23 protein-coding genes are annotated in these 21,405 nt (G+C 36.7%); 14 read left to right on the forward strand and 9 right to left on the reverse strand.

Annotated features, from left to right (window positions below; translation table 11 throughout):
• Positions 1-128 precede the first annotated feature (128 nt).
• Both BMS_RS05250 and BMS_RS16750 read left to right on the forward strand, forming a co-directional pair.
• The gene (locus BMS_RS05250) at positions 129-2,126 is read left to right on the forward strand and encodes a methyl-accepting chemotaxis protein (protein ID WP_044557317.1); all 1,998 of its coding nucleotides are present in this window, start codon (positions 129-131) and stop codon (positions 2,124-2,126) included.
• Positions 2,127-2,210: 84 nt separating this feature from the next.
• A complete protein-coding gene (locus BMS_RS16750) occupies positions 2,211-3,107 on the forward strand; it encodes a M23 family metallopeptidase (RefSeq protein ID WP_014243757.1) in 897 nt (298 codons plus the stop codon).
• Here the strand turns inward: BMS_RS16750 and BMS_RS05260 are convergent.
• Positions 3,104-3,550: a DMT family transporter gene (locus tag BMS_RS05260; protein ID WP_014243758.1), complete on the reverse strand. Its 447-nt coding sequence runs from the start codon at positions 3,548-3,550 to the stop codon at positions 3,104-3,106. The two genes, BMS_RS16750 and BMS_RS05260, sit on opposite strands and share 4 nt — an antisense overlap.
• A gap of 110 nt (positions 3,551-3,660) precedes the next feature.
• On the opposite strand from BMS_RS05260, the gene BMS_RS05265 reads away from it, so the two are divergent.
• A complete protein-coding gene (locus tag BMS_RS05265) occupies positions 3,661-4,776 on the forward strand; it encodes a DNA recombination protein RmuC (protein ID WP_014243759.1) in 1,116 nt (371 codons plus the stop codon).
• 57 nt (positions 4,777-4,833) lie between these two features.
• The gene (locus BMS_RS17580; RefSeq protein ID WP_157765673.1) at positions 4,834-4,971 is read left to right on the forward strand and encodes a hypothetical protein; all 138 of its coding nucleotides are present in this window, start codon (positions 4,834-4,836) and stop codon (positions 4,969-4,971) included.
• A 49-nt stretch (positions 4,972-5,020) separates the two neighbouring features.
• On the opposite strand, the gene BMS_RS05270 is transcribed toward BMS_RS17580, so the two are convergent.
• Positions 5,021-5,401, reverse strand: a complete 381-nt coding sequence (locus tag BMS_RS05270; RefSeq protein WP_044557318.1) for a response regulator — start codon at positions 5,399-5,401, stop codon at positions 5,021-5,023.
• 195 nt (positions 5,402-5,596) lie between these two features.
• Positions 5,597-6,235, reverse strand: coding sequence for an alpha/beta hydrolase (locus tag BMS_RS16755; RefSeq protein WP_014243762.1), 639 nt, complete (start codon positions 6,233-6,235; stop codon positions 5,597-5,599).
• Positions 6,236-6,374: 139 nt separating this feature from the next.
• Between BMS_RS16755 and BMS_RS05280 the strand changes: the two genes are divergently transcribed.
• Both BMS_RS05280 and BMS_RS05285 read left to right on the forward strand, forming a co-directional pair.
• Positions 6,375-6,989 (forward strand): 50S ribosomal protein L25, encoded by a 615-nt coding sequence (locus BMS_RS05280; RefSeq protein ID WP_014243763.1) that lies wholly within the window; start codon positions 6,375-6,377, stop codon positions 6,987-6,989.
• Positions 6,934-8,442, forward strand: a complete 1,509-nt coding sequence (locus BMS_RS05285) for a hypothetical protein (RefSeq protein ID WP_044557319.1) — start codon at positions 6,934-6,936, stop codon at positions 8,440-8,442. The genes BMS_RS05280 and BMS_RS05285 overlap by 56 nt, the downstream gene beginning before the upstream one ends.
• Here the strand turns inward: BMS_RS05285 and BMS_RS05290 are convergent.
• Both BMS_RS05290 and BMS_RS05295 read right to left on the reverse strand, forming a co-directional pair.
• Positions 8,439-8,969 (reverse strand): putative metallopeptidase, encoded by a 531-nt coding sequence (locus BMS_RS05290; RefSeq protein WP_014243765.1) that lies wholly within the window; start codon positions 8,967-8,969, stop codon positions 8,439-8,441. The two genes, BMS_RS05285 and BMS_RS05290, sit on opposite strands and share 4 nt — an antisense overlap.
• Positions 8,970-9,217: 248 nt before the next feature.
• Positions 9,218-10,333, reverse strand: coding sequence for a hypothetical protein (locus BMS_RS05295; protein ID WP_014243766.1), 1,116 nt, complete (start codon positions 10,331-10,333; stop codon positions 9,218-9,220).
• Positions 10,334-10,541: 208 nt separating this feature from the next.
• Here BMS_RS05295 and BMS_RS05300 point away from each other — a divergent pair, with 208 nt between their 5' ends.
• Positions 10,542-11,015, forward strand: coding sequence for an Mpo1 family 2-hydroxy fatty acid dioxygenase (locus tag BMS_RS05300; RefSeq protein ID WP_014243767.1), 474 nt, complete (start codon positions 10,542-10,544; stop codon positions 11,013-11,015).
• Here BMS_RS05300 and elbB read toward each other — a convergent pair.
• Positions 11,002-11,661 carry an isoprenoid biosynthesis glyoxalase ElbB gene (gene elbB / locus BMS_RS05305; RefSeq protein WP_014243768.1) on the reverse strand — a complete coding sequence of 220 codons (660 nt, stop codon included), beginning with the start codon at positions 11,659-11,661 and terminating at the stop codon, positions 11,002-11,004. The two genes, BMS_RS05300 and elbB, sit on opposite strands and share 14 nt — an antisense overlap.
• A complete protein-coding gene (gene trmB / locus BMS_RS05310; protein ID WP_044557910.1) occupies positions 11,658-12,263 on the reverse strand; it encodes a tRNA (guanine(46)-N(7))-methyltransferase TrmB in 606 nt (201 codons plus the stop codon). Before trmB ends, elbB begins: the two co-directional genes overlap by 4 nt.
• A gap of 51 nt (positions 12,264-12,314) precedes the next feature.
• Here trmB and BMS_RS05315 point away from each other — a divergent pair, with 51 nt between their 5' ends.
• Positions 12,315-13,190: a DMT family transporter gene (locus tag BMS_RS05315; RefSeq protein ID WP_014243770.1), complete on the forward strand. Its 876-nt coding sequence runs from the start codon at positions 12,315-12,317 to the stop codon at positions 13,188-13,190.
• Here BMS_RS05315 and grxB read toward each other — a convergent pair.
• Positions 13,187-13,831 carry a glutaredoxin 2 gene (gene grxB, locus BMS_RS05320; RefSeq protein ID WP_014243771.1) on the reverse strand — a complete coding sequence of 215 codons (645 nt, stop codon included), beginning with the start codon at positions 13,829-13,831 and terminating at the stop codon, positions 13,187-13,189. The genes BMS_RS05315 and grxB overlap by 4 nt on opposite strands.
• Positions 13,832-13,932: 101 nt before the next feature.
• Between grxB and BMS_RS05325 the strand changes: the two genes are divergently transcribed.
• The 6 genes from BMS_RS05325 (at position 13,933) to BMS_RS05350 (ending at position 19,096) form a co-directional block, all read left to right on the forward strand.
• Positions 13,933-15,801 carry an MFS transporter gene (locus BMS_RS05325; RefSeq protein ID WP_014243772.1) on the forward strand — a complete coding sequence of 623 codons (1,869 nt, stop codon included), beginning with the start codon at positions 13,933-13,935 and terminating at the stop codon, positions 15,799-15,801.
• The gene (locus BMS_RS05330; RefSeq protein ID WP_014243773.1) at positions 15,798-16,220 is read left to right on the forward strand and encodes a PPC domain-containing DNA-binding protein; all 423 of its coding nucleotides are present in this window, start codon (positions 15,798-15,800) and stop codon (positions 16,218-16,220) included. Before BMS_RS05325 ends, BMS_RS05330 begins: the two co-directional genes overlap by 4 nt.
• A complete protein-coding gene (locus tag BMS_RS16760) occupies positions 16,207-16,659 on the forward strand; it encodes a phosphatase domain-containing protein (protein WP_014243774.1) in 453 nt (150 codons plus the stop codon). The genes BMS_RS05330 and BMS_RS16760 overlap by 14 nt, the downstream gene beginning before the upstream one ends.
• Positions 16,660-16,671: 12 nt before the next feature.
• Positions 16,672-16,872: a hypothetical protein gene (locus tag BMS_RS05340; protein ID WP_044557320.1), complete on the forward strand. Its 201-nt coding sequence runs from the start codon at positions 16,672-16,674 to the stop codon at positions 16,870-16,872.
• 21 nt (positions 16,873-16,893) lie between these two features.
• A complete protein-coding gene (locus BMS_RS05345; RefSeq protein ID WP_014243776.1) occupies positions 16,894-17,568 on the forward strand; it encodes a hypothetical protein in 675 nt (224 codons plus the stop codon).
• 334 nt (positions 17,569-17,902) lie between these two features.
• Positions 17,903-19,096 (forward strand): MFS transporter, encoded by a 1,194-nt coding sequence (locus tag BMS_RS05350; RefSeq protein ID WP_044557321.1) that lies wholly within the window; start codon positions 17,903-17,905, stop codon positions 19,094-19,096.
• 28 nt (positions 19,097-19,124) lie between these two features.
• Here the strand turns inward: BMS_RS05350 and BMS_RS05355 are convergent, their stop codons facing one another.
• A complete protein-coding gene (locus BMS_RS05355; protein ID WP_014243778.1) occupies positions 19,125-21,116 on the reverse strand; it encodes a transketolase C-terminal domain-containing protein in 1,992 nt (663 codons plus the stop codon).
• Positions 21,117-21,405 lie beyond the last annotated feature (289 nt).

Genomic DNA, 21,405 nt, shown 5'->3' on the forward strand with positions numbered 1-21,405 from the left:
TGGGGAGTCTTTCTCCCCATAAATTTTATATCCTTTCCTTAATATAATCTCAATTTCTAACACAATCTTCATATTTGAATTCATGTTATCTGTTAAAATCCGAAGGTATACCTATAAGGAGAATCTATATGAATTTAAAGATACGACTCATCCTCTGCTTTTTAGCAGTAGGTATCATTCCTTTTGCAATCTCTAGTTACATCGCGGTTGATAAGAGTTCTGAAGCTATAGTAAGTGAAGTTCATGAAAAAATTAAAGCAACAAAGAGCTTAAAAGAGCAACAATTAGAAAATCTCTTTTCTAGGTGGTACTCAAATGCTGAATTGTTATCAGCTTCAAGAAAGTTACAAGATATTTTTGTAAGAGCGGATGAAGAGTCATGGGCGTCAGTATCTAAGTATCAAGAGTACTTTGAGAGTGTTGCTAAGAATTCTCTCTTTGATGACTTTGCTCTTGTGACTAATGAAGGAAGAATTTTAGGAGCAGCCAAGAATGAAGCTCTAAGAAATTTGAATATGAATGAATTTGAAGGGACTCCATTATTTAAAGTATGGAATGAAGTTAAGCAGCACGAAGAGAATGAATATGTTGGTTATGCTTCATTGGAAAAGTATCCACTTTTTGAAAATACCTTTCATTCATTCTTAGTTGTGAAGTTTGCTAAGAATTCTTCTGATAGAGGAAGGTGGCTAAAGGGAGAGAGTATTGGAACACTGATCTTAATGATTCCAAATTCTCAGATTGATAAAGTTGCTAATAATAGAATTGGTATGGGAGATACGGGAGAAACGTACCTTGTCTCTAAGAAAGAGAGTGGTGAGACCATTTATGCCTCAAATAGAGTTGTTAAAAATGGACCTATTGGAGATTCTAAGAAAGGTTCTACTATAACAAGAATTTTCAAAGAGAAGACTGAGTTTAATGTTACAAAAGTTGGTTCAACAGGAGTGACAGAGATTGCTTATGCTTCTCTTTTTAAATTTAGAAATACTGAGCTTGCAATGTTTTCAACTCAGTCTCAAGACGAAGCTTTAACTTCAGTAGCTGAGTTTAAGAAATTAATAGGTGTTTTATCGATTGTCTTCTGTGTTGCAATCTTCATTGTAGCGGCAGGAATTGGGAATATGATCTCTAAGCCAATTTTGGCCATTAGTGATAGGTTATTTAGAAATGCAGAAGATGTTTCAAATGCTTCAAAGGAAATTGCGAGCTCAAGCTCAAGACTTTCATCTGCTACTACAGAGCAGGCGGCAGGTCTACAGGAAACCGTTTCATCGGTAGATGAAATAAGTGCAATGATTGATAGAAATACTGATGCTTCTAATGAGTCGAAGAAAGCTTCTGAGGAGAGTCGACAAGTTGCAGTTGAAGGTAAGCAGACAATTTCAGAAATGATTGAGGCCATTAATGATATTAACGAAAGTAACTCTCAAATTACTGGAGAGATGAGTGAATCAAATAAGAGAATTTCAGATATTGTTGTTCTCATAAAAGAGATAGGTGAAAAAACAAATGTAATTAATGATATTGTTTTTCAAACGAAGCTTCTCTCCTTCAATGCTTCAGTTGAAGCGGCAAGAGCAGGAGAGCATGGAAAAGGTTTTGCTGTTGTGGCCGAAGAAGTTGGAAACCTTGCTAATATGTCGGGGAAGGCAGCTGAAGAGATCTCTGAGATGTTAGAGGGAAGTGTAAAGACTGTTGAGGAGATTATCAGCTCGACTTCTCAAAAAGTTGATGGACTTATTACTAAGGGAAGAACGACTGTTGAAAGAGGAGCAAGTCTCGCTAATAAGTGTGGTGATGCCCTAGATAGAATTGTTGATAATGTTTCTCGAGTTAACGCTCAGGTAACGGAAATAGCAAACGCTTCAGTAGAGCAATCTCAAGGTGTTCAAGAAATTAATGTTGCCATGAAGCAACTTGATGAAGTGACTCATTTGAATAATCAAATCTCAAATGAAGCTAATACACAAGCAGATGCTCTAGAAGGGCAATCAAGAATTCTCTTTGAAGAAGTTGTTAAGTTGATGAGTGTTGTTAATGGTAACAAGAAACAAATTGAAAGTAGTGATCAGATGAACTCAGGAGAGTCGAAACCTCCGAGTGAATTCGATATGGTTTCATAGAGATTCTTGTTCATTCGCTTCTTTCGAAGTTTCATTGACGAGTGTTTTGTGAGTTCCTATAATATTTATAATTAGGAGCTCACATTGAAAAAGTTAATTTATATATTAGTATTCATCATCACATCATGTTCTACTTCCCAAAAAGTCACTCAATTGAGTGAGCAGGAAAAAGAGCTAGAGTCGATTAAATTTCCAAAGCCTTTACATACAACTATTGAAAACGGTGCTGTAAAAAAAGCGCAGTTTATTTATCCGTTTCAAAGAATTAAGGCTTCTCTCTTTTGTGGTGGACATGAGATTGCACTGGGGACACCTAAGGATGGACTAGCAACAGTCTATATCTCTTCATCAAGACATAAGACAGAGGGAAATATTTGGTGTGAGTACCGCTTTAACTTAGGGAAAGTTGAAAAGAAAATCCCTGTTGCCAAGTATTCAATTGTAAATGCGAATTACCCTTTAAGAAAGTTAACGGTACCTAAAAAGTACGCCAAGCTTAGCGATGAAGCTATTGAGAGATGGAAGAGAGAAAGTGCGCATATGGAGAAGGTGTATGCAGAAGTTATAACTGACCACGCTCTCTTTGATTCTCCCTTTAAGAAGCCTCTAAACTCTAAGATCACGGCTAAGTATGGCTCCAAAAGACTTTTCAATGATATGAAGCACTCTTGGCACTCTGGAATTGATTTTAGGGCCCGTATTGGAACTAAGATTCCATCAGCAAATAGAGGTAAAGTAATATTGGCCAGAGATCATTTCTTTACAGGTAAAACAGTGATTATCGATCACGGTATGGGAATTCTCACTATGTACTGTCATTTAAGTAAGTTTAAAGTGGTTGAGGGAGATATTATACCAAAGGGTGGAATCATTGCCCTGTCTGGAAATACAGGGCGCTCAAGCGGTCCTCATCTACATTGGGGAGTGAGAGTGAATGGCCATTGGGTTAATGGATTCACTCTACTCAATGAGGGAATTTAGTATTTTACAACTAGAAATGTTCCTGCAAATAAAAGGACTGCTCCACCAAGTCGGTATAGATTTATTGGCTTAATTGGCAGTCCTAGAACTCCATAATGATCTAGAATTAAACTCATTAATAATTGACCAGCAATAATAAGTGAAATCCAAGCTGTTGATCCAATCTTTGGAACTGCGATAATCGCGGCAAAGACAAAGCAACTTCCAAGTAGCCCCCCTGTAAGTAGAAAGGGGTTTACAGACGCTAGGTTTGCAATAGATGGAAACTTCACTGGGCCAAAGAGCATAAATAATAGAAAGACTAAAAAACCACCAGTAAAAGAAATGAAGGCCGCAATAAGTGGGTGACCAATTTCTGATGAAAGCTTAGAGTTAATGATGGCCTGAAAGGGAACTAAGAGTCCTGCACAGATACCAAGAATTGAAAAATATACTTTATACATTTGTTATCCTTTTTTATTGATTCTTTTTGAGTTTGGAAGCTAGAGATACAATACTTCTTGCTTCTAGTAAAAGTTATGAGAAAATATAGTTATAATTTTCCGGAGTTTAAATGTCTATTAATCTAATTCTACTCTCACTAATAATTATTGCACTAGGAATTATTATTCATAAGCTTTACTTTAAACATGACTCGTTTGATGTCAGAGAGAGCCTCTATCAATTTAAAGAGCAGTTAATTGAAAAATTCAGTAACGATACTTTAGAGAGACAAGCTGGTCTCGATAGATTTAAAGATGACTTATTAGAAAAACAGCAAAAGAGTATGCTGGAGTTGAGTAAGGTTATTGAGTCGAGGTTAGATGCAATTTCGTCAAAGGTTCAAGAGAATTTAGAAAAAGGCTTTAAGAAATCAAATGAAACTTTTCAAGGCGTAATTGAAAGACTTGCTAAAATAGATGAAGCCCAAAAGAAAATAGAGTCACTATCAACGAATGTTGTTTCTCTACAAGATGTACTGACGGATAAGAAGAGTCGTGGGATTTTTGGTGAAGTTCAACTAGGGAATCTTTTGAGTTCAGTCTTTGGTGAGAGAAATGAAAAAGTTTATAAGACTCAGTACTCTCTTAGTAATGGAAAGATTGTTGATGCTGCTCTATTTCTTCCCGAGCCAATTGGTTTAATTTGTGTAGATTCTAAGTTTCCTCTAGAAAATTATAAGAGACTTGTAGATGCTACGAACGATGAAGCTTCTAAAGCTCTCTATGCTAAAGAGTTTTCAAAGAATGTTAAAAAGCATATCGATGATATTGCGAATAAATATATTATTACAAATGAAACAGCAGATCAGGCTATTCTCTTTCTTCCTGCAGAGGCCATCTTCGCAGAGATTCACGCCTATCACAGCGATATTGTAGAATATGCAAATCAAAAGAAAATCTGGCTCTCGTCTCCGACAACTTTCTTAGCGACTCTTACTACAGTTCAAAGTGTCTTATTAAACCTTGAGAGAAATAAGTATATGTCGGTCATGCATGAAGAGATTAATAAGTTAGGAGAAGAGTTTGGGCGCTATGAGCAGAGATGGAATAAGCTCGCAAAACATCTTGGAACAGTGAATAAGGATGTAGAGGATATCCATATTACAACTGGGAAGATAAGCGGTCGCTTTCAAAAAATTATGACTGTAGATATTGAGAATAACGAATTTTTGCCAGGCAGGGACTAGTCTGGCCATAAATTTTAGGCTATACTGATCGCAATTCTATAAAATTTGGAGAAAAAAATGAGCTTTGAAGTATTTGTTGCGATATGTCTAGTAGGTTGTTGGGCAATGTTTCCAATTTCACTAATTATAGCTTCTAAGACTTTTGACGATGATATCATTGGTGGTGGACACCACGATCACGACGACGCTCACTAAGACTCATACATAAATTTAATTTTATTGGCCCACTTTACTAGTGGGCTTTTTATTTTGCTGAATTCAATATTTTAGCAACCAGGGCCGGAAGTATTTTTGGATTAAATGGCTTAGGTAAAAGCATAATATTCTTGAGGGACTTGAGCTTTATATCGTAATTTTCAAGCTCTCCAGTCATTAAGAGCACAGGAGGACCTCCTGCACTAATAATTTCATTCGCAAGTTTTATCCCATCTTTCTTAGGCATATTTAAATCGGTAATTACGAGACTGAAATTTTGATTCTTCATCTTTAGACTTGCTTCAAGGCCATCGGCGGCCTCTACAACACTATAGCCGTCTGAACTCAATAGCTCGGCCATTGATGATCTTATTCCTCTATCATCATCAACTAGAAGTATTTGTAGAGAGTCTTTTTTCTTTGTATTCATATTAAAACCTTTGGCCACTCAGTTGAGTAAGCCCTTAATATAAATGATCGGTGATAACCAGATTAAAGAATACTTAATTAAAACTTATGTCATTAAATATTCTTTAAATACAGATACTTAGCTGCTAATAAAAAACAAATTTGAGAGTGTAAAATTAGAGGAAATTAACCCAGATAATACCTAAAAGTGCCAACTTTAAAGTCTTTCATTGAGCCATTTTGCGAGGTCTCTAATTTCTGAGATATCTATTTCATGTCCCATGTCATACTCATTAAATTCAATATTTAAAGAGTGGGATTTAAGCCTCGTTACCTGATCCTGAACTTCATTAAAATCAATGGCCTGGTCATGAATCCCATGAGCTATGAAAATTGGTGTTTCACGGTGGATTTCTTTTTCTTGGACACCCATCTTATCGAGATAGATTCTAGGGCTTAGGCCTATGACGCCTGCGAACTTTCTCTCCATTGATAGGAAGGTATGGAGTGCAATACACCCGCCTTGTGAGAAACCACAAATGAAAATATCTTCATCTTGATATCCCTTTGCTTGAAGTTCATCAATTAGTCGCTCAAGCATCTCAATAGAGTTTAGAATTCCATCTCTTGGCTCAGCTGGTGGTAAGTCGTACCAAGAAAATCCAAAGTAGTAAGGAGTAGGGGCATTGATCAGGAGATAGTCTAGTCCTGTGAGATTTACTTCTAGAGCAAAGTCTTTATAGGAAGCCTTATGGTCTCCAAGTCCATGCATAACAATCATGATCTTGCTTGAGGACTTTGGTCCATTAAATTTAGCAGGCAAAAATGTACTTTCAAAAATTTTAGATGAAATCATATTTAGATTTTTACCAATTTAGGCGAAGAGATACAAGTCACGGGGGGACAGTGTTGCCTCGTGGCGTTAAAAATGAAATTTAGTTATAATTACTACGTGTCCGTTTAAATAGGATCAATACAATCATGGAGGTACTAGAGTGTACGAATTACTAAAAACTGAATGGAGAGAAGAACCTGTAAAAGCAATTAGAAAAGAAGGTTACGTTCCAGGTGTAGTATACGGAAAAGGGATTGAGTCAGTGAACTTTAAAGTTCCATCAATTGCTATTAGAAAGTTTCTACATCATTCAGGAAAAGTTTTTGAAGTAGAAGTAGCAGGAAGAGGGAAGCACCTTGTTTCTCTTGATAATGTTCAGTGGGATCATATGGGAGATAGAATGCTTCACGTATCATTCCATAAGATTTCTGCAAATGAGAAAACTACAGTTACACTTCCAATTCACTTTGAAGGTGAAGCTGCTGGTAAGAAAGAAGGTGGAGTTGTTCACCACGTACTTCACGAAGTTGAAGTTACAGGACTACCAGGAGATATCCCTGAATTTATTTCTGTAGATATTACTGCTCTTGGAATGCATGGACACTTTTCACTAAAAGATATTCCATGTCCAAAAGGATTAGAGTGGGCACATGATGTAGAAGCAAACGTTGTTTCATGTCATCCACCTAAAGTTGAAGTTGTTGCAGAGGAAACAACAGATGTTACAGAAGAAGTTGTGGCAGAAGTTGAATCTGAAGAGCAAGAAGCTGCTTAATCAATTTTTAAAAATTAATAATTGGCCCAAGTATTCATTACTTGGGCTTCTTTTTATCTACTCATTTAATATTCATTCAAACTTAATAAATAGAAACGTAACTAAGTTTAGTTGGGTTCCAGACACTGAGAAGCCTTTTTCTGGAAAGTGTTACGAGTACGATATCGAAACAGGTGGAAAGTCGTTCCAAGCAGTAGTGAGTAAGAGTAAGTGCAAGCCGGAGCAAACGACTTATCATTGGGTTCCTAGTGAGCGCGGTGTAGGAGGGAAGTGCTTTGAGGTTGATTTAGAAACAAAGGGGTCTAAGTATGCTTCTATAAGCTCTGCCAGTAATTGTGTTACTGAGAATGTGTCCTACGTATGGGAGCAAACATCACAGATGAGTGGTGAGTGTTATCAAATTGATGGCAACTTAAAAAAGAAAACGAGTAAGAATCTTTGCTCAAAGAATAAAGTCGATCATTACTGGGTTGCAAGAGAGAATGGTTGGGGTGGAAAGTGTTACGCTGTAGATAGTGTGAATGGTCCCGCTGGATATATAGAAAGTGTTAAGGCCCAGAACTGTAGACCTGAGCAAGTTTTCTATAAATTAAATATGAAGAAAGAGGGAACTCAGGGCTATTGCTATGAAGTTGCTCTCGATGGTGGGGAGAGAGCTTATTCCAGAAGAGTGAGCCGAGAAGAATGTTTTACGAATCGATCTCCAGAATATATGTGGCAACGAGATGAGAGTGGAGTTGGTGGAGAGTGCCTTGAGGTAAGAAAGTCTGTTAATGCGAGAGTTTCAAGTAGACGAGTAGATTTTAAGAATTGCATTGATTTTAAAACGGAATACTCCTTTAGAAGAAGCTCTAAAGTAGAGGGGGTTTGCTTATTGGTAGACTCTCTCACTCAAGGTGAGAAGTTCTCGGTAGGAGTGGTTAAAAGAAATTGTAGAGAGCAAGTAAAAGATCTTCAAACGACCCTTATGCAAGGCCCAGACGGATCACCAATTTGTGTTGAAAGTGATGTGCAAACTGGTGGGAATAAGTACGTAAGTAGAGTCGCAAATAAATTCTGTGAGGATGTTCAGAAGAAGCCAACCTGGATCTTAGATGAATCAGGGTGGAGTGGTAAGTGTGTTGAGAGAAGAGTCTTAGGAAGTATTGAAAGAGATAAGTTGATTAATAAAGAGTTATGTCGACCAAAGTCTACTAAAGCTGTCTGGCATAACTTTAGTAAGCTAAAGGGCAGATGTTTTGATGTCGATTCCAAACAAGGACCCAGTGGTTTTGTAAAAGAGACCTCGCTAAAGCATTGTGCACCTAAGAGGTATAAGTATATTTTCTATAGGCATAAAGAAGAGGCCGCAGGGAATTGTTACCTTGTTGATAGGGAAACTTCTGGCGAGAAGTTTAATAAGGTTGTAGGACTCAAGAAATGTAGGGAGAACCTTTATAAGGTTCCCGACTAGATTCCGAATCCACTTATGAGTGGAGATTTATCGTAGAGGAAAAGCTCTGTTAGATAGGCGTTCTTTTGTGAAACATAATCTGCTGAGCTAGGAATAACAGGATTCATAATTGATAATTTATAAGTATGAGTTCCTTTTGCTCTTTTTTCAGTATCGTGATCTCTTCCAAGACGACAATGTCCTAGTTCATGGAAGATCATAATTTCTTTTTGTCTTGAATCAGTAGATTGCCACCAACTCTTTTTAATAAATATTTCTTTTGTTCCATCACTATAAGTATTGCAAACACCATCATATTCTTCATTCGTAGTGTCTCCAAAATTAATTGGAATATCTCCAACTTTAAAATTCTCTTCACCTAAGTTCTTTGCTGCTTCTTCTTCAAATTTCTTTATATATGAATCAAAAACGCTCGCGCTAACAGCATACTGTTTTGTACCCTCAAGGTATTGTGCGTGCTTAGAATTTTTCTTTACTCCACAGCTCGTCATTAATAAGACAAGCGAGAATAGTGTGATAACTCTCATTTCATATCCCCTAAAAATTTGAATACTATTTAAGAAGCAAGATCGTGGCCAAAATATACTGAGTAATATTAGAAGGTTAGAGGTCTATAAGTGTCTAAAAAGTAGACATAGTGAAGTATTTGTACATTGGGAAAGTGAATTGAAATGAGAGATTAAGACAGAGGTGATTAATACTTTGTAGTATAAATGTGTCTGACAATTGATTTTACTCTTTGTCAGACACACTCTTTTTGGTGATATATTAGGTATTAGTTTTTGTCTAAAACTCTATTGAACTCTCTACTCAATCTACGTAACTCACTTCTCATATCTACTACAATAGATGCACATGGAGTAGGGTGACTTTCAAAGTTAGACCCAGTATAATCAAGCCTCTTGTAAGCTAGGTTCTTATTTGCCTTAATCTCTTCAACAGTATTTAATAGGAAAGAAAACTCATCTTGTATTTCGTAATCTGCTTTATAAAGTCTCAAGTGACTCTTTATAACTTCTCTAACACTTTGTAACCATTCTGTAGTCTCAGTTTCAACTCTGTTTGCATCACTACAAGCTAGGCTATTTTTGAGAAAGTGTTTTCTAAGATCGTCGTTAAATGGAAGACCTTTAGTAAAGTCTAGAATTCTTACTCTATCTCTTTCTATCGCAGAGGCATAGCGTTTAGAGTCTACTGTAAAATTATCATTACCTTCTGTAGAGCTTAGATACTTAAGAAGTCTTTCGTTTGTATCTTCTAATATACTTAGAACTTCACTTTTTTCTTTATCATAGTTAGTGAAAATTGCACCTGCTAGTAATTGTGGGTTTAGTTTAAAAAAGTCTGGAGTCGCTCTTACAACAGCTCTTAAGATTCTTTTTTCTTTAACACATTTTACATCGCGCTTTACATGATAATATCTATATTCCGATCTACTTTCTTCCTCTGTATTGAAGAAGAAAGAATAAACACCTTCTAGAGAAAAGCTACTAGCATAACTTTTCTTAACCCAGTATTTCTCAATTTCTTCTGTTTCTTCAGTGTTTACAATAGCAAGTTCAGTACATAGCTTATCTTCTTCATATGACACAGAAGAGGAGAGAGCATCGAATGATTTAGTATTTTCTATAAAGTATTTATATGATGAAAGAGCCTGGTCCTTTAACTTTTCTTTATCAGAATCACTAAATCCAAAGAATGGACGCTCCATCCAAGATGAAGAGGCTACAATATTATTGTTTTTAGAAAGTATGCTTCTAATTAGGTCTGTATCATTTAGAGCACTCTCGATTGTTTCACTTAAAACATCTTTGTAAGAGTCGCTGATTGGTGCAGACATAGTATTACTCATTAGAACTAGGGCAGTAGCAATTTTAAAAAAATTCTTCACAATTATTCTCCTATTGTTGAATTGCTTTTTGGTTTGTTTGAAAATGAATTGGGATGATCTTAAGCTATTTCATAAAAAAAAATAGAGCTCGGGAAATGATTATAGAGCGTAAAGAAAAGTGATTAAATTTTAGACATAGGACATTTTTACCATAGTACTCATTTAGTAAGGTATAATGTAAAAAAATATTCTTTAATAAGAGGTAAGGGTGAAGAGTTTAAATGATTGGCTAGATGAGTATGCACAGAATCACAAAAATAAAACAAATCAGATTATTCATAAGGTCTGTGTTCCTGCCATTGAGTTTTCTATCTTAGGAATTCTATGGCTTCTACCAACACCTGAAATATTTTGGAATATTCCTTACTTAAATTGGGCAACTATTTTTTGCTCTCTTTCTCTTATCTTTTATATTTCTCTTGGAAGTATTCTCTATCTTATGGGATCTCTACTAATGCTTATGCCAATGCTTTTAATTATTCATTTTCTAAAGGAGAGCTTTGGTGGAGTGGTGATCTATAGTTATTTTCTTATATTTGTCATTGCTTGGATTGGACAATTTATTGGGCATAAAATAGAGGGACAGAAGCCCTCATTTTTTAAGGACCTATTATTTCTTTTAATAGGCCCACTTTGGGTTCTAAAGTCTATCTTTAAAAAGATAGGTCTTAAGACCACTTAATAACATTCTCTACAACGCCACTAATCCCTTCCATAACAAGGTTTAACTTTGTTTCATCAAACATATAAGCTGGAGTCGTCGCAATTTTATTACTTTGATCAAGATGAAATTCATTTCTTTCGCAGTTAATATGTTTTGCTCCAGTTTTTTCTATTTCACTTGCTGTCGATTCATCAGTACCTATTGTCACTTCAATTCCTTTATGTCCAAGAACAAGAGATATGAGTGCAGGAGCAATACAGATCGCTCCAATTGGTTTTTGTTGGTCATTAAAGTTGGTAATGACTTCTGTTACTTTTGCTGTGGCCTTAGCGCTTGCTCCATCAAAGGCGAAAGTACATAGGTTCTTAGCAACCCCAAATCCGCCAGGAATCAGAAGACCAGCGTAGTCGTTAGTATTTAATTGATTAAGGTCTATAACTTTACCTCTGGCAATACGGGCAGACTCCAGAAGGATATTCCTCTGCTCTTTTTCTTCACTCATTTCCATATGGTTAATCGTGTGAAATTGATTTTCGTTGGGAGCAAAGATGTCATAATTTGCATTTGCACTATCTAGCGCTAGTAACGTGAGAACGGCTTCTCTAATTTCGGCTCCATCTAAATATCCACATCCAGATAGAATTACTGCAAACTTCTTACTCATATGCTCTTCTCCTTTTTAAATATGAAATCATGAATCTCTTGGCCTCTCTCTAAGTATTTTCTCTCAAAGTGAGTACGACCTATGAAATTATCATCTTTTGTTATCATTCTATGCTCAACACACTTAAGTTTCCAGACATTCGTCATAAAATCTAAGCATTCTTCTGCATAAAAAGACTCATTTGTTGCCATATGAACTGTTCCATCTAGCTTTAGGCACTCAATGACTTTTTCCATAAAAGGCATGGCATGGAATCTCTTATTTTGCTGTGAGGGTTTAGGATTTGGATTGGGAAAGAGGAAGAAGAATCTATCCACACTTTCTTTTTCAAGTAGGTGGGCCACCCAAGATATACCATTTTCATGGACGGGCAGTAAGTTCTTAGGACATCCGTGTTTCTCGAATCTTCTCTTAAATTTTTCAAATTTCTCAGTGGTGTGTTCTATAGCAACTAAGTACCTATCTGGATTGGCCATAGAGTACTGAATAGGGTGTAGTCCAACTCCGCAGCCAATTTCAATATCTAGTGGCATATTCGGTAAATTAAATTCCCCGAACTTAGGAGTAGGGATGTTCTGTGGATTAAATTTTCTCATACTCATATCTATCATATTTTACTTAGGGATAAAATAAACTCGTGCTATAAATAACAAGTGAAAGAAGTCTATCTCTATGGTTTGGGAGCAAATTTAACTTTTGCTATTGGTTCTCAGATCTTTACTATTTACTCGAGGCAAATTTCATCTAGTTGGATGAACTGCTTTAAGGCCATTATTGGGGCCTTGGCCTTCGGTATATTTGTTTCACTCTTTGGCTCTTGGCACTCTATTGAGCCTAAGTACTTTGCCCTCTTCTTTTTTTCTGGCTTTATGGGATTAGGAATCGGGGATATTTTTCTTTTAAAATCGTTTTCGCTTATGGGTCCTGGGCGAACATTAATGATTTTTGGGTTTCAACCTTTATTAATTGGGACTCTTTCGTACTTTGTCTTTGATCAGGCCCTCGATCCAAAGAAGTTCTTGGCCATTTTCTTTTGCATTCTCTGTCTTGCAACTTTCTCTCTTGAATCTTTTAAAAAGTCTGGAACTTGGGACTTTAGGGCCATTTCGATTGCTTTTATTGGTGTCTTATTGGACGGCATTGGGGTTATTATCACTCGCTATAGTTTTGACTTTAACCCTGAGCTTACGGCCATGGAGGGAAATTTTCATCGCTGCTTGGGAGCAATCTTTGCTTTTATTCTTTTATCTTTTTGGAAGCCATTTAATTTCTTTTCTAAATGGAAAGAGCAGAATATTAAAGCGAGAAGTATTCTTATATTTGGAAGTTTAATGGGGACTTTTTTAAGTCTTGCTCTCTATTTAAAGGCCATTCAAACAGCACATCTCGCTACACTTTCAGGAATTGCTATTACGGGAACAATCTTTTCAAGTCTATTAGAGTGTTTAGTCGAGAAAAAATGGCCTAGTAGGTACTTAGTAGTATCTTTTATATTCTTCCTCGGCGGAATGTATATATTAAGCTTTTAATCTTTCCAGAAATCTACGTGATAATCGAATCGACAATCCCTTTTTACTCTTTGAAGGTATTGATGAATTTTATCTGAAAATTGAAACTCCGGATAGATATACATTCCCCACAAGTGTGAGGCGATCATAATATCAAAAATACTTAGAGAATCACTCATATAATATTCTTCAATACTCTCTTCAAGTGTTGAGAGTATTTGGGAAAGCTCGCTTAAGAATTTCTCTCTCTTGTGAACAAGTTGATTGAAGGGACCTCTTTTAACCTCTTTCTTCTTTTGAAAGTAGTTTCTAGACTCATCGTTAAACTCTGGTGTCCAGATCCAATAAGGCATGCAAAGAGAGTGAACATTTGAACCAATGGCACTAAGCAGCTCTTCAACTAGTACTCTTTGATCGCTGTCTAACTTCTCATTTTGAAGAATATTGTCAGAGTCAAGTTTAGCAATAATATCTAAGCTCTCATTAAAGTTCCCTTCATCTCCAAAGTCCATTATAGGAAGCATCTTTACTCCAGTTAAATTTACGGGAGTACTTTCGTCATTATATGGAAGAACGATAGAATCAAATGGTTTATTGAGTAAACCAAGGACCATTCTAACGCGTATACAAAAAGGGCAGTGAACATAGTGATATAATTTCATATTTTCACTTTAATGGAGTGATCTATTAGAGGCAATACTTTTAAAAAAAATATTAACATAGTGTAGGAAACTCCTTAATATTATTCTATCAGGAGTTAAATGTGTCATATAAATTGATTACCAGTGATAAGAGGTTTTTCCCATTATTTTGGACAATGTTCTTAGGGGCATTAAATGACAACTTTTTTAAAAATGCTCTGGTAATCATTATCGCCTATAAAAGTGTCTCTTTGATGGGTTTAAACTCACATGCTCTTGTTGCTATGGCCGGTGGAATTTTTATTCTTCCGTTCTTTCTTTTTTCAGCAACTGCTGGACAATTATCTGACAAGCTCTCTAAGTCGACACTCGTAAAGTATACTAAAGTGACAGAGTTTATCATTATGCTTGTCGCGGGACTCGGGTTTCTAACAGATAATTTCTATATTCTCATGGTCACACTTTTTCTAATGGGAACACAGTCAAGCTTCTTTGGTCCTTTGAAGTACGGAATTATTCCTCAATTATTGAATAGAGACGAACTCGTTGCAGGGAATGCTGTCGTTGGTGGTGGTACGTTTCTGGCAATTTTATTGGGGACAATCGTAGGCGGTGTTGCCGTATCATCTAATAGCAGTAGTATTGTTATTGCTGTCGGGATCGTTATAGTTTCTATTCTAGGCTTTATAAGCTCACTCTTTATCAAGAAAGTTGAGCCTGTTGATCCCTCTGTTAAGCCGGACTTCACTTTCTTTAAACCGACTTTAGATATAATTAAAATAACTATGAGAGATAAGAAGATCTTCCATACTTGTATGGGGATTTCTTGGTTCTGGTTTTTGGGAGCAGCGATTCTCTCTATTCTTCCAAATCTATGTAAAGATGTCTTCAATAGTTCCGAGTCTGTTGGGACTCTCTTCTTAGCATCTTTTACAATAGGGATGGGGATAGGTTCTTTTGTAGCAGAGAAGTTATCGCAGAGAAGACCTGAAATGGGAATGGTTCCAATTGCTGCTCTTGGAATGAGTATTTTCCTCTTGGATCTCGCCTATACTTCAATGAACTTTTCAAGCACAAGCTCTGAGCTTATGGGGTTGAGCGAATTCTTCGCTAGTGAAAATTCACTTAGAAGCTTAATTGATCTCTTTATCGTTTCTATTTTCGGAGGAATGTTTATCATTCCACAATTTACTTTTCTACAGGATTACGCACCTAGAAATATACTATCGCGAATCATTGCAGGAAATAATATTTGGAACGCTATTTTCATGGTTAGTGCTGCTGTTGCAATAATGGTCTTGTCTGGTGCTGGGGTTTCACTTCCGTGGATGATTGCAATCTTGGCCACTATTAATATTGGTTACTTCTTCTATATTTATTTTCAAAACTCTGCCGTAACTTTGCGCTTTATTTTTTGGGGTCTCTCAAAGATTTTCTACAATGTTGAAATTGAGGGGCGTGAGAATATTCCCGACAAGGGCGCTGTTGTCATTGCTTCAAATCATGTGAGTTTTGTTGACTGGATTATGGTCATGGCCGCAAGTCCAAGACCAGTAAGATTTGTAATCGATCATATCTATTACTATAAGACAGGTTTTACTTTTTGGCTTAAGCAAGCTCATCTTATTCCAATTGCGACTAAGAAAGATAATCCGGAGATTCTAGGAAAGGCCTTTGAGAATATTAGTGAGGCGCTTTCAAAAGAAGAAGTTATTGGAATATTTCCAGAGGGCTGGATCACTCGTGACGGAAGACTTAGAAAGTTTCAACCGGGAATTAAGAAAATTGTTTCTATGCAACCAACAGTTGTTGTTCCAATGGTCATCGATGGACTCTGGGGATCTTTCTTTTCATTTGAAGGGAAGGGAGTAATGAAAGGGTTTAAGGTTAAGAGAAGAAAAGTGAAATTAAAAATCTTACCACCCGTTTGCTCAACAGAATTTGACTTCAAAGAGTTAGAACAAATATTTAGAAAGGAATTAAAGCAATGAAATATGTTAAAGAGGGAAATCTAGTTTTCGTCGTAATTGATAAGGGAGAAGATCTCTTTTCTTCACTCTATAAAGTTCAAAGTGAACTTGGTTTCTTAGGAGCACAAGTTTCGGGTATTGGGGCCTTAAAAGATATTGAAATCGGTTTTTTTCACTGTGATGAAAAAAATTACGATCGAACCACTATTGAAAGTGAAAAAGAGCTCTTGGCCTTAAATGGAAATTTCACTTTCAATGAAGGTAAGCCCTTCTATCATCTACATACGGTTCTAGGAAATGAGGATTATACAACAAGTGGAGGACACCTCTTTAGTGCAACTGTTGCAGTAACTTGCGAAGTCTACTTACAAGTACACAATATAAGAATTGAAAGAAAGCCAAATACGGAAATAGGTTTGAATCTCTGTGAACTCTGCTAAAGATCAATGCATTATTGTCGATTTAGACGGAACCTTGGCCAATTGTGACCACCGTGTTCACTATGTGCAATCTAATCCTAAAGACTGGGACTCATTTAATAGTGAAATGGGAAAGGACCAGCTCAATGCTTGGTGTGCTCAACTAATAGAGGCCATGCATTCAAGAGGAATACAAATTATTCTTCTAACAGGAAGAGACGATAATCATGAAAAGAGTACTATCGAATGGTTGAACTCTCATCAAATTGAATATCACCAACTTTTTATGCGTAAAGCCAATGATGAGAGAGAAGATCATATTATTAAAAGAGAGATTTTTTTAGAAAAAATAGCACCTCAATTTAAGACATTATTTGTTGTAGAGGATAGACTAAGTGTAGTAAAGATGTGGAGAGAAATGAATATAACTTGCCTTCAGTGTGACTGGGGCGACTTCTAAGTAGGTATGACCATGATTCCAAGAATGCAAATCGTCAAAAAAGATGATTCAATCACCCTCTTTGGTGATTTTGGTGAAGATGGAATGGGGATTGAAGAGGTTAAGGATTACTTCGCAAATTGGCTTCAGTCCTATCCTCAAGAAGATATCGAAGAAAAGAAACTCTATATCAGCTCCCTCGACGGTAAAAAAGAAGAATTAAAACTACACTAATAAATTAACCAAGGATGGTTTATGAAATTAATTATTGGCCTTATGGCCTGTTCACTACTTTTTATCTCTTGTAATAAGGAAGAGAAAAAAGAGAATGCAAACTCAGATGAAAGATTTATCTTCGGTAAAGAAATTTCTAAAGAGAGGGTTCTAAGTGATGGTGAATTCTCAGTGGCCAAACAAGCGTGTCAATCGCTCCAAAACAAGAGAGAATTCTTTGAAACTCGTGGTGACCGTGAGTTGAGTTTTATCTTTTCACTCTCTGATAAATCTTGTGTTTCCCCTGATTACTCTGCTGCTAGAGATTATAGTGCTAACCTAAGAGTTCCACGTGTGGGAGAGCTAACTTTTGAAGGTCCTAGAGGAACAAGTTTTGTTGAGGATATCTTGACTGATGTTCACCCTAATCTTACTTCAATTTGTAATAACGTCTTAAATGATATCAATGTTACCAATGTTGAAACAAGTGGCGCTATTAAGTATCAGTATCGATTCCTAAGAGCATCAAATGGTTATATCGTAGAAGTTGGTAAGTTTGCTCAGAATGTAAACGGTAAGTATATGCCAACATTCATAGAATCATTCTCTATTTTCTCAGCAGCCGCTGGCAATAGAGAGGGGATGGTTCAAAACCGTACAAGAGTTACTTCTTGCTCCAACGGTCTTGTTCAAAGTTCACGTCAGATTTTAAAGTAACCTGTTTAATTTGACCGCTGTTATGGCGGTCAAAGTTCTTTGTTTTCGCTTTGTCATAAATCACACTTGCCATTAATGTTATTGCTAAAATTAAGTAGGGAAGTGTCTCTACTAATTTCAACTTCCAGTCGCCCTTCATTAACCATCCTTGGTTAAAAGTCCCTAACACTATTAAAGCAAAACGTAGGCCAATATTTTCAAACATTTCATGTCATAATCGTGTCATTTAGGCACTAAATAGCCCCAATTAGTCACCGACGAATTTACTTCCTTAATGGATTCTTGACACATGAGAAGTGTTGGCACAATGACTTTATGAGTTCATAATATCTTGATGGATAACTCTTTAAAGAAAAATATTTCAAAAATATTCGCGCTCAATAGTGCCTGGATGTTTTTAATTATTCTTCCCATCATTGTTCCATTCTATCGTTCGAAAGGTCTCTCTATGCAGGAGGTTTTCGAATTGCAATCTTTCTTTTCTTTAATTGTTCTCATCTTTGAGCTTCCCTCTGGTTACGTGGCAGATTTAATTGGAAGAAAGAACACACTTATTAGTGCAAGTTTATTTCAAGGTGTAGGCTTTTCACTACTCCCATTCTTTGATCACTACTGGGGACTAATCTTTGTTCAATTACTTTTAGGTATTGGTGTATCTCTATTCTCTGGTACGGATATTTCAATAATCTATGACTCATTACATGCGATGAAGAATAGAATCTTCAACGGAAGTGAAGCTAAGTTAATTGGAAAGAAAATATTTTATACGCAAACCTCTGAGGCCATTGCTGCTCTGGTAGGAGGGGCCCTCGTTGTAAGTAGCTTGGATACTCCTGTAAAAGTTCAGGCCTTTATTTGTTGGATTCCTTTTCTTATTTCTTTAACAGTTACAGAGCCTCCTAGAGAGAAATTAAGCTCTAGTGCTCATGGGGATAATTGGAGAGAGATTTCAAAGAAGCTCTTTAAGAGCGGACCTCTAATTAAGTTTATTCTCTTCAATAATATTATCTATAGTGCTGCTACCTTATTGGCGGTTTGGACCTTCCAAGATTATTGGCACTCCCTTGGAGTGGATTATAAATACTTTGGCTATCTATGGTGCTTAACAAACTTCTCTGTTGGTTTAGTTGCAAGGTATGCACATGACCTAGAAAAGAAGATAGGTAGTGTGAATATACTATTATTGATTGGCTCACTTCCTATTATTGGTTTCTTTGGTATGGGAAAGAGTGCTGGTCTAGTTGGAATCATCTTCTGTTTTAGTTTCCAACTCTGTAGAGGTCTCAATCAGGTCATACTTAAGGATGCTCTCAATGCTAGAGTGGAGTCTCAAATGAGGGCCACAGCAAATTCAATAATAGGTCTTGGGATGAGAGTTGTCTTTATTATCTTTGGGCCAATTCTTGGTTGGTTAATTGATAATAAAGGTTATGAAATTAGTTTAAATATTTTTGGAGCAATTTTTATAGTAAGCTTCTTTATTATTTTATTGCCATTGATAAAACTAAGAGGCGAGTTTAGAAAATAAGTTGGGCCCATCTAAGGGCCCAAAGTATTTATAGTGATAGACACGCTTCAATAATGTGATTCTCACTCATCCCGTGTAGAGAGTATAGCTCATCTGCAAGATAGGCCGACTGACCAAACTTACCATTATTTGCAAGTGACTTTACTTTTAGTTCAACACCATTAGTTGCTAGAGCATGGACTAGCATTGAACCCATACCACCAATTAATTGATGATCTTCAAGTGTTACTAATTTTCCATTTGTTTTAGCAAGAGCACTTTTGAAAGTTTCAAGATCAACTTTATTAGCAAATGGGTTATTGATAACTGTAGCGCTTTTACCTTGCTTTTCTAATTCATCAGCAGCGTTAAGAGCTTTTTGAACGAGAGGACCATTTGTAACGATAGTAACGTCACTACCTTCTCTAAGAACTTGGGCCTTACCCCATTCATAGTTTAAGTCTTCTCTGTAGTGCTCTGGGTGATTTTCTCTACCATAGAAGAAGAGAACTGAGTCAGCTTCTTTACCAGCTTCTCTGGCCGATTTAATATTCTCTATTGCTTGTGTCATATAGCTTTTTGCTTCACTAGAGCAAGAGCATACCACTGTTGTTACGTGTGGAATTGCCGCTGTTGCTGCTAGGTAAGTTGTTGCTTGGTGAGAAGCACCATCTGCCGCATCTTGAAAACCTGCATGACTAAAGAGACCAATCATTGGGGCCTGTGAGAGCGAAGACATGATAAGTGGAAGATTCCCTTTTGTAATAGCAAATTGTGCAAAGGTATCTACTACTGGAATAAGTCCCTGCTTTGAGAGCCCAATCGCCGTGTTGATCATATTTGATTCTGCAATACCTACGTCTACAAAGTTATTTGGAAATGCAGTTTGAAAGTCTTTGATACCAGTCGATCCTTGGAGGTCTGATGAAACAGAAAATACTGGGAGACCTTTTTCGGCCGCTTCAATCGCAGCGCGAGCAAAACCTGGTTGAACTTTCTCTTTTTTCACAGTGCTTTCTTTGCTTGCTTCTTTAGGAGCTGGTTTGCTGGCAAGAATCTCTTCTGCCCATTCAGTTAGCTCACTTGGAGTATTATCTTCAAAAATTTCATCTAAAAATGGAATGAGTTTTTCATCATAGGCCTTTAGTGGATAACCGTGACCACCCGATGCACTTTCTTCGGTAGATTTAACTCCAAACCCTTTTACTGTTTTTACTATTACGCAAACAGGCTTGTTGGATTCTTTTTGGGCCTCTTGGATTGCCTTCTCCATTGTGTTGTGAACAGCTTGAAGGTCATTACCATTCTCTTCGTGGATAACATTCCAACCTAGAGCACTCATGGCCTCAAAGCTAGGGTTCATAGAGAATGAGTCGGCTTCAATTCTACCAGAGAGCTTTGTATTATTATCAGAAATGATAAGAACAAATGGATTCATCTTTCCTTTAGAGGCAAGTCCTGGAATAGCACTGAAGGCTTCTTTTGTTTCACCTTCCATACTTCCACCATCACTTAGAAGACAGATTGTCGTTCTATCGTTACCAATAATTTTATCAGCAAGAGCTAGTCCTTGTGCTTGAGGAACTCCTGAACCAAGTGGACCATTTGATAGATAAACACCTTCTGGGTTTAGATGTGATTCTCCGTGACCAGTTAGCTTACTTTCAATTGATCTAAACTTTCTAAGATCATCAAATGTTAAATTATCAAAACCGTAATTTGCTCTAATGGCATAGATACCGTTCTCAGCGTGACCTGCGTCGTTTACAAAATTATATGTGTCGAACCAATTCTTCGATTTATCTTTGAACATGATTGCATGTAGTGAAGAGCTCATCTCTGCAAATGCTGCTGGGCCACCCCAGTGACAGGCTGCTCCTCCGATTACTGCATGTTGATTCATAAGAGCAACAAGTCCACGAGTTACCTTTGGACAAGCGACGACTAATTCGCTTCCATCGAGTGACTTAACTGTGCTCGTATACTTAGGTTCGTTCTTAGGTGTTGCTGCTAATTTATTCTCTATTTTTAGAGGTTTCATGGTCGGTGTCTCCAGTCTGATTTTTATGCATTAAGGGTAAACGCTTTTTTATCAAGTGTTAAGGAATAGCTAGGGGTTGGCGCGCTATTTCTTTGTTAACTTAAGGGCAATATCAGCTATTTAAGTTGGCAGTCTAACTTATTGAATTCTGTGGTTAGTTAAATATAGAGTTAATTCATGAGCGAGATTCTGACCTCTAACTTATTGTAAATAGAGAATGTTAAAGAAAAAGGTTAAAAAATCTTTAGGGTTTGGTGCGCTGTGGCGATAAGATAGAGAAGAGAGAATC

The sequence above is a fragment of the Halobacteriovorax marinus SJ genome (genome assembly GCF_000210915.2).
Taxonomy (GTDB): domain Bacteria; phylum Bdellovibrionota; class Bacteriovoracia; order Bacteriovoracales; family Bacteriovoracaceae; genus Halobacteriovorax; species Halobacteriovorax marinus.

Coding starts and splice junctions, on each gene's coding strand:
- BMS_RS05340 (WP_044557320.1), top strand. CDS start 16,672: ATGATTCCAAGAATGCAAATCGTCAAAAAAGATGATTCAATCACCCTC.
- BMS_RS05350 (WP_044557321.1), top strand. CDS start 17,903: ATGGATAACTCTTTAAAGAAAAATATTTCAAAAATATTCGCGCTCAAT.
- BMS_RS16755 (WP_014243762.1), bottom strand. CDS start 6,235: ATGATTTCATCTAAAATTTTTGAAAGTACATTTTTGCCTGCTAAATTT.
- BMS_RS05345 (WP_014243776.1), top strand. CDS start 16,894: ATGAAATTAATTATTGGCCTTATGGCCTGTTCACTACTTTTTATCTCT.
- BMS_RS05260 (WP_014243758.1), bottom strand. CDS start 3,550: ATGTATAAAGTATATTTTTCAATTCTTGGTATCTGTGCAGGACTCTTA.
- BMS_RS05355 (WP_014243778.1), bottom strand. CDS start 21,116: ATGAAACCTCTAAAAATAGAGAATAAATTAGCAGCAACACCTAAGAAC.
- BMS_RS05330 (WP_014243773.1), top strand. CDS start 15,798: ATGAAATATGTTAAAGAGGGAAATCTAGTTTTCGTCGTAATTGATAAG.
- BMS_RS05265 (WP_014243759.1), top strand. CDS start 3,661: ATGTCTATTAATCTAATTCTACTCTCACTAATAATTATTGCACTAGGA.
- BMS_RS05250 (WP_044557317.1), top strand. CDS start 129: ATGAATTTAAAGATACGACTCATCCTCTGCTTTTTAGCAGTAGGTATC.
- BMS_RS05290 (WP_014243765.1), bottom strand. CDS start 8,969: ATGAGAGTTATCACACTATTCTCGCTTGTCTTATTAATGACGAGCTGT.
- elbB (WP_014243768.1), bottom strand. CDS start 11,661: ATGAGTAAGAAGTTTGCAGTAATTCTATCTGGATGTGGATATTTAGAT.
- trmB (WP_044557910.1), bottom strand. CDS start 12,263: ATGAGTATGAGAAAATTTAATCCACAGAACATCCCTACTCCTAAGTTC.
- BMS_RS05270 (WP_044557318.1), bottom strand. CDS start 5,401: ATGAATACAAAGAAAAAAGACTCTCTACAAATACTTCTAGTTGATGAT.
- grxB (WP_014243771.1), bottom strand. CDS start 13,831: ATGAAATTATATCACTATGTTCACTGCCCTTTTTGTATACGCGTTAGA.
- BMS_RS17580 (WP_157765673.1), top strand. CDS start 4,834: ATGAGCTTTGAAGTATTTGTTGCGATATGTCTAGTAGGTTGTTGGGCA.
- BMS_RS05285 (WP_044557319.1), top strand. CDS start 6,934: ATGTTACAGAAGAAGTTGTGGCAGAAGTTGAATCTGAAGAGCAAGAAG.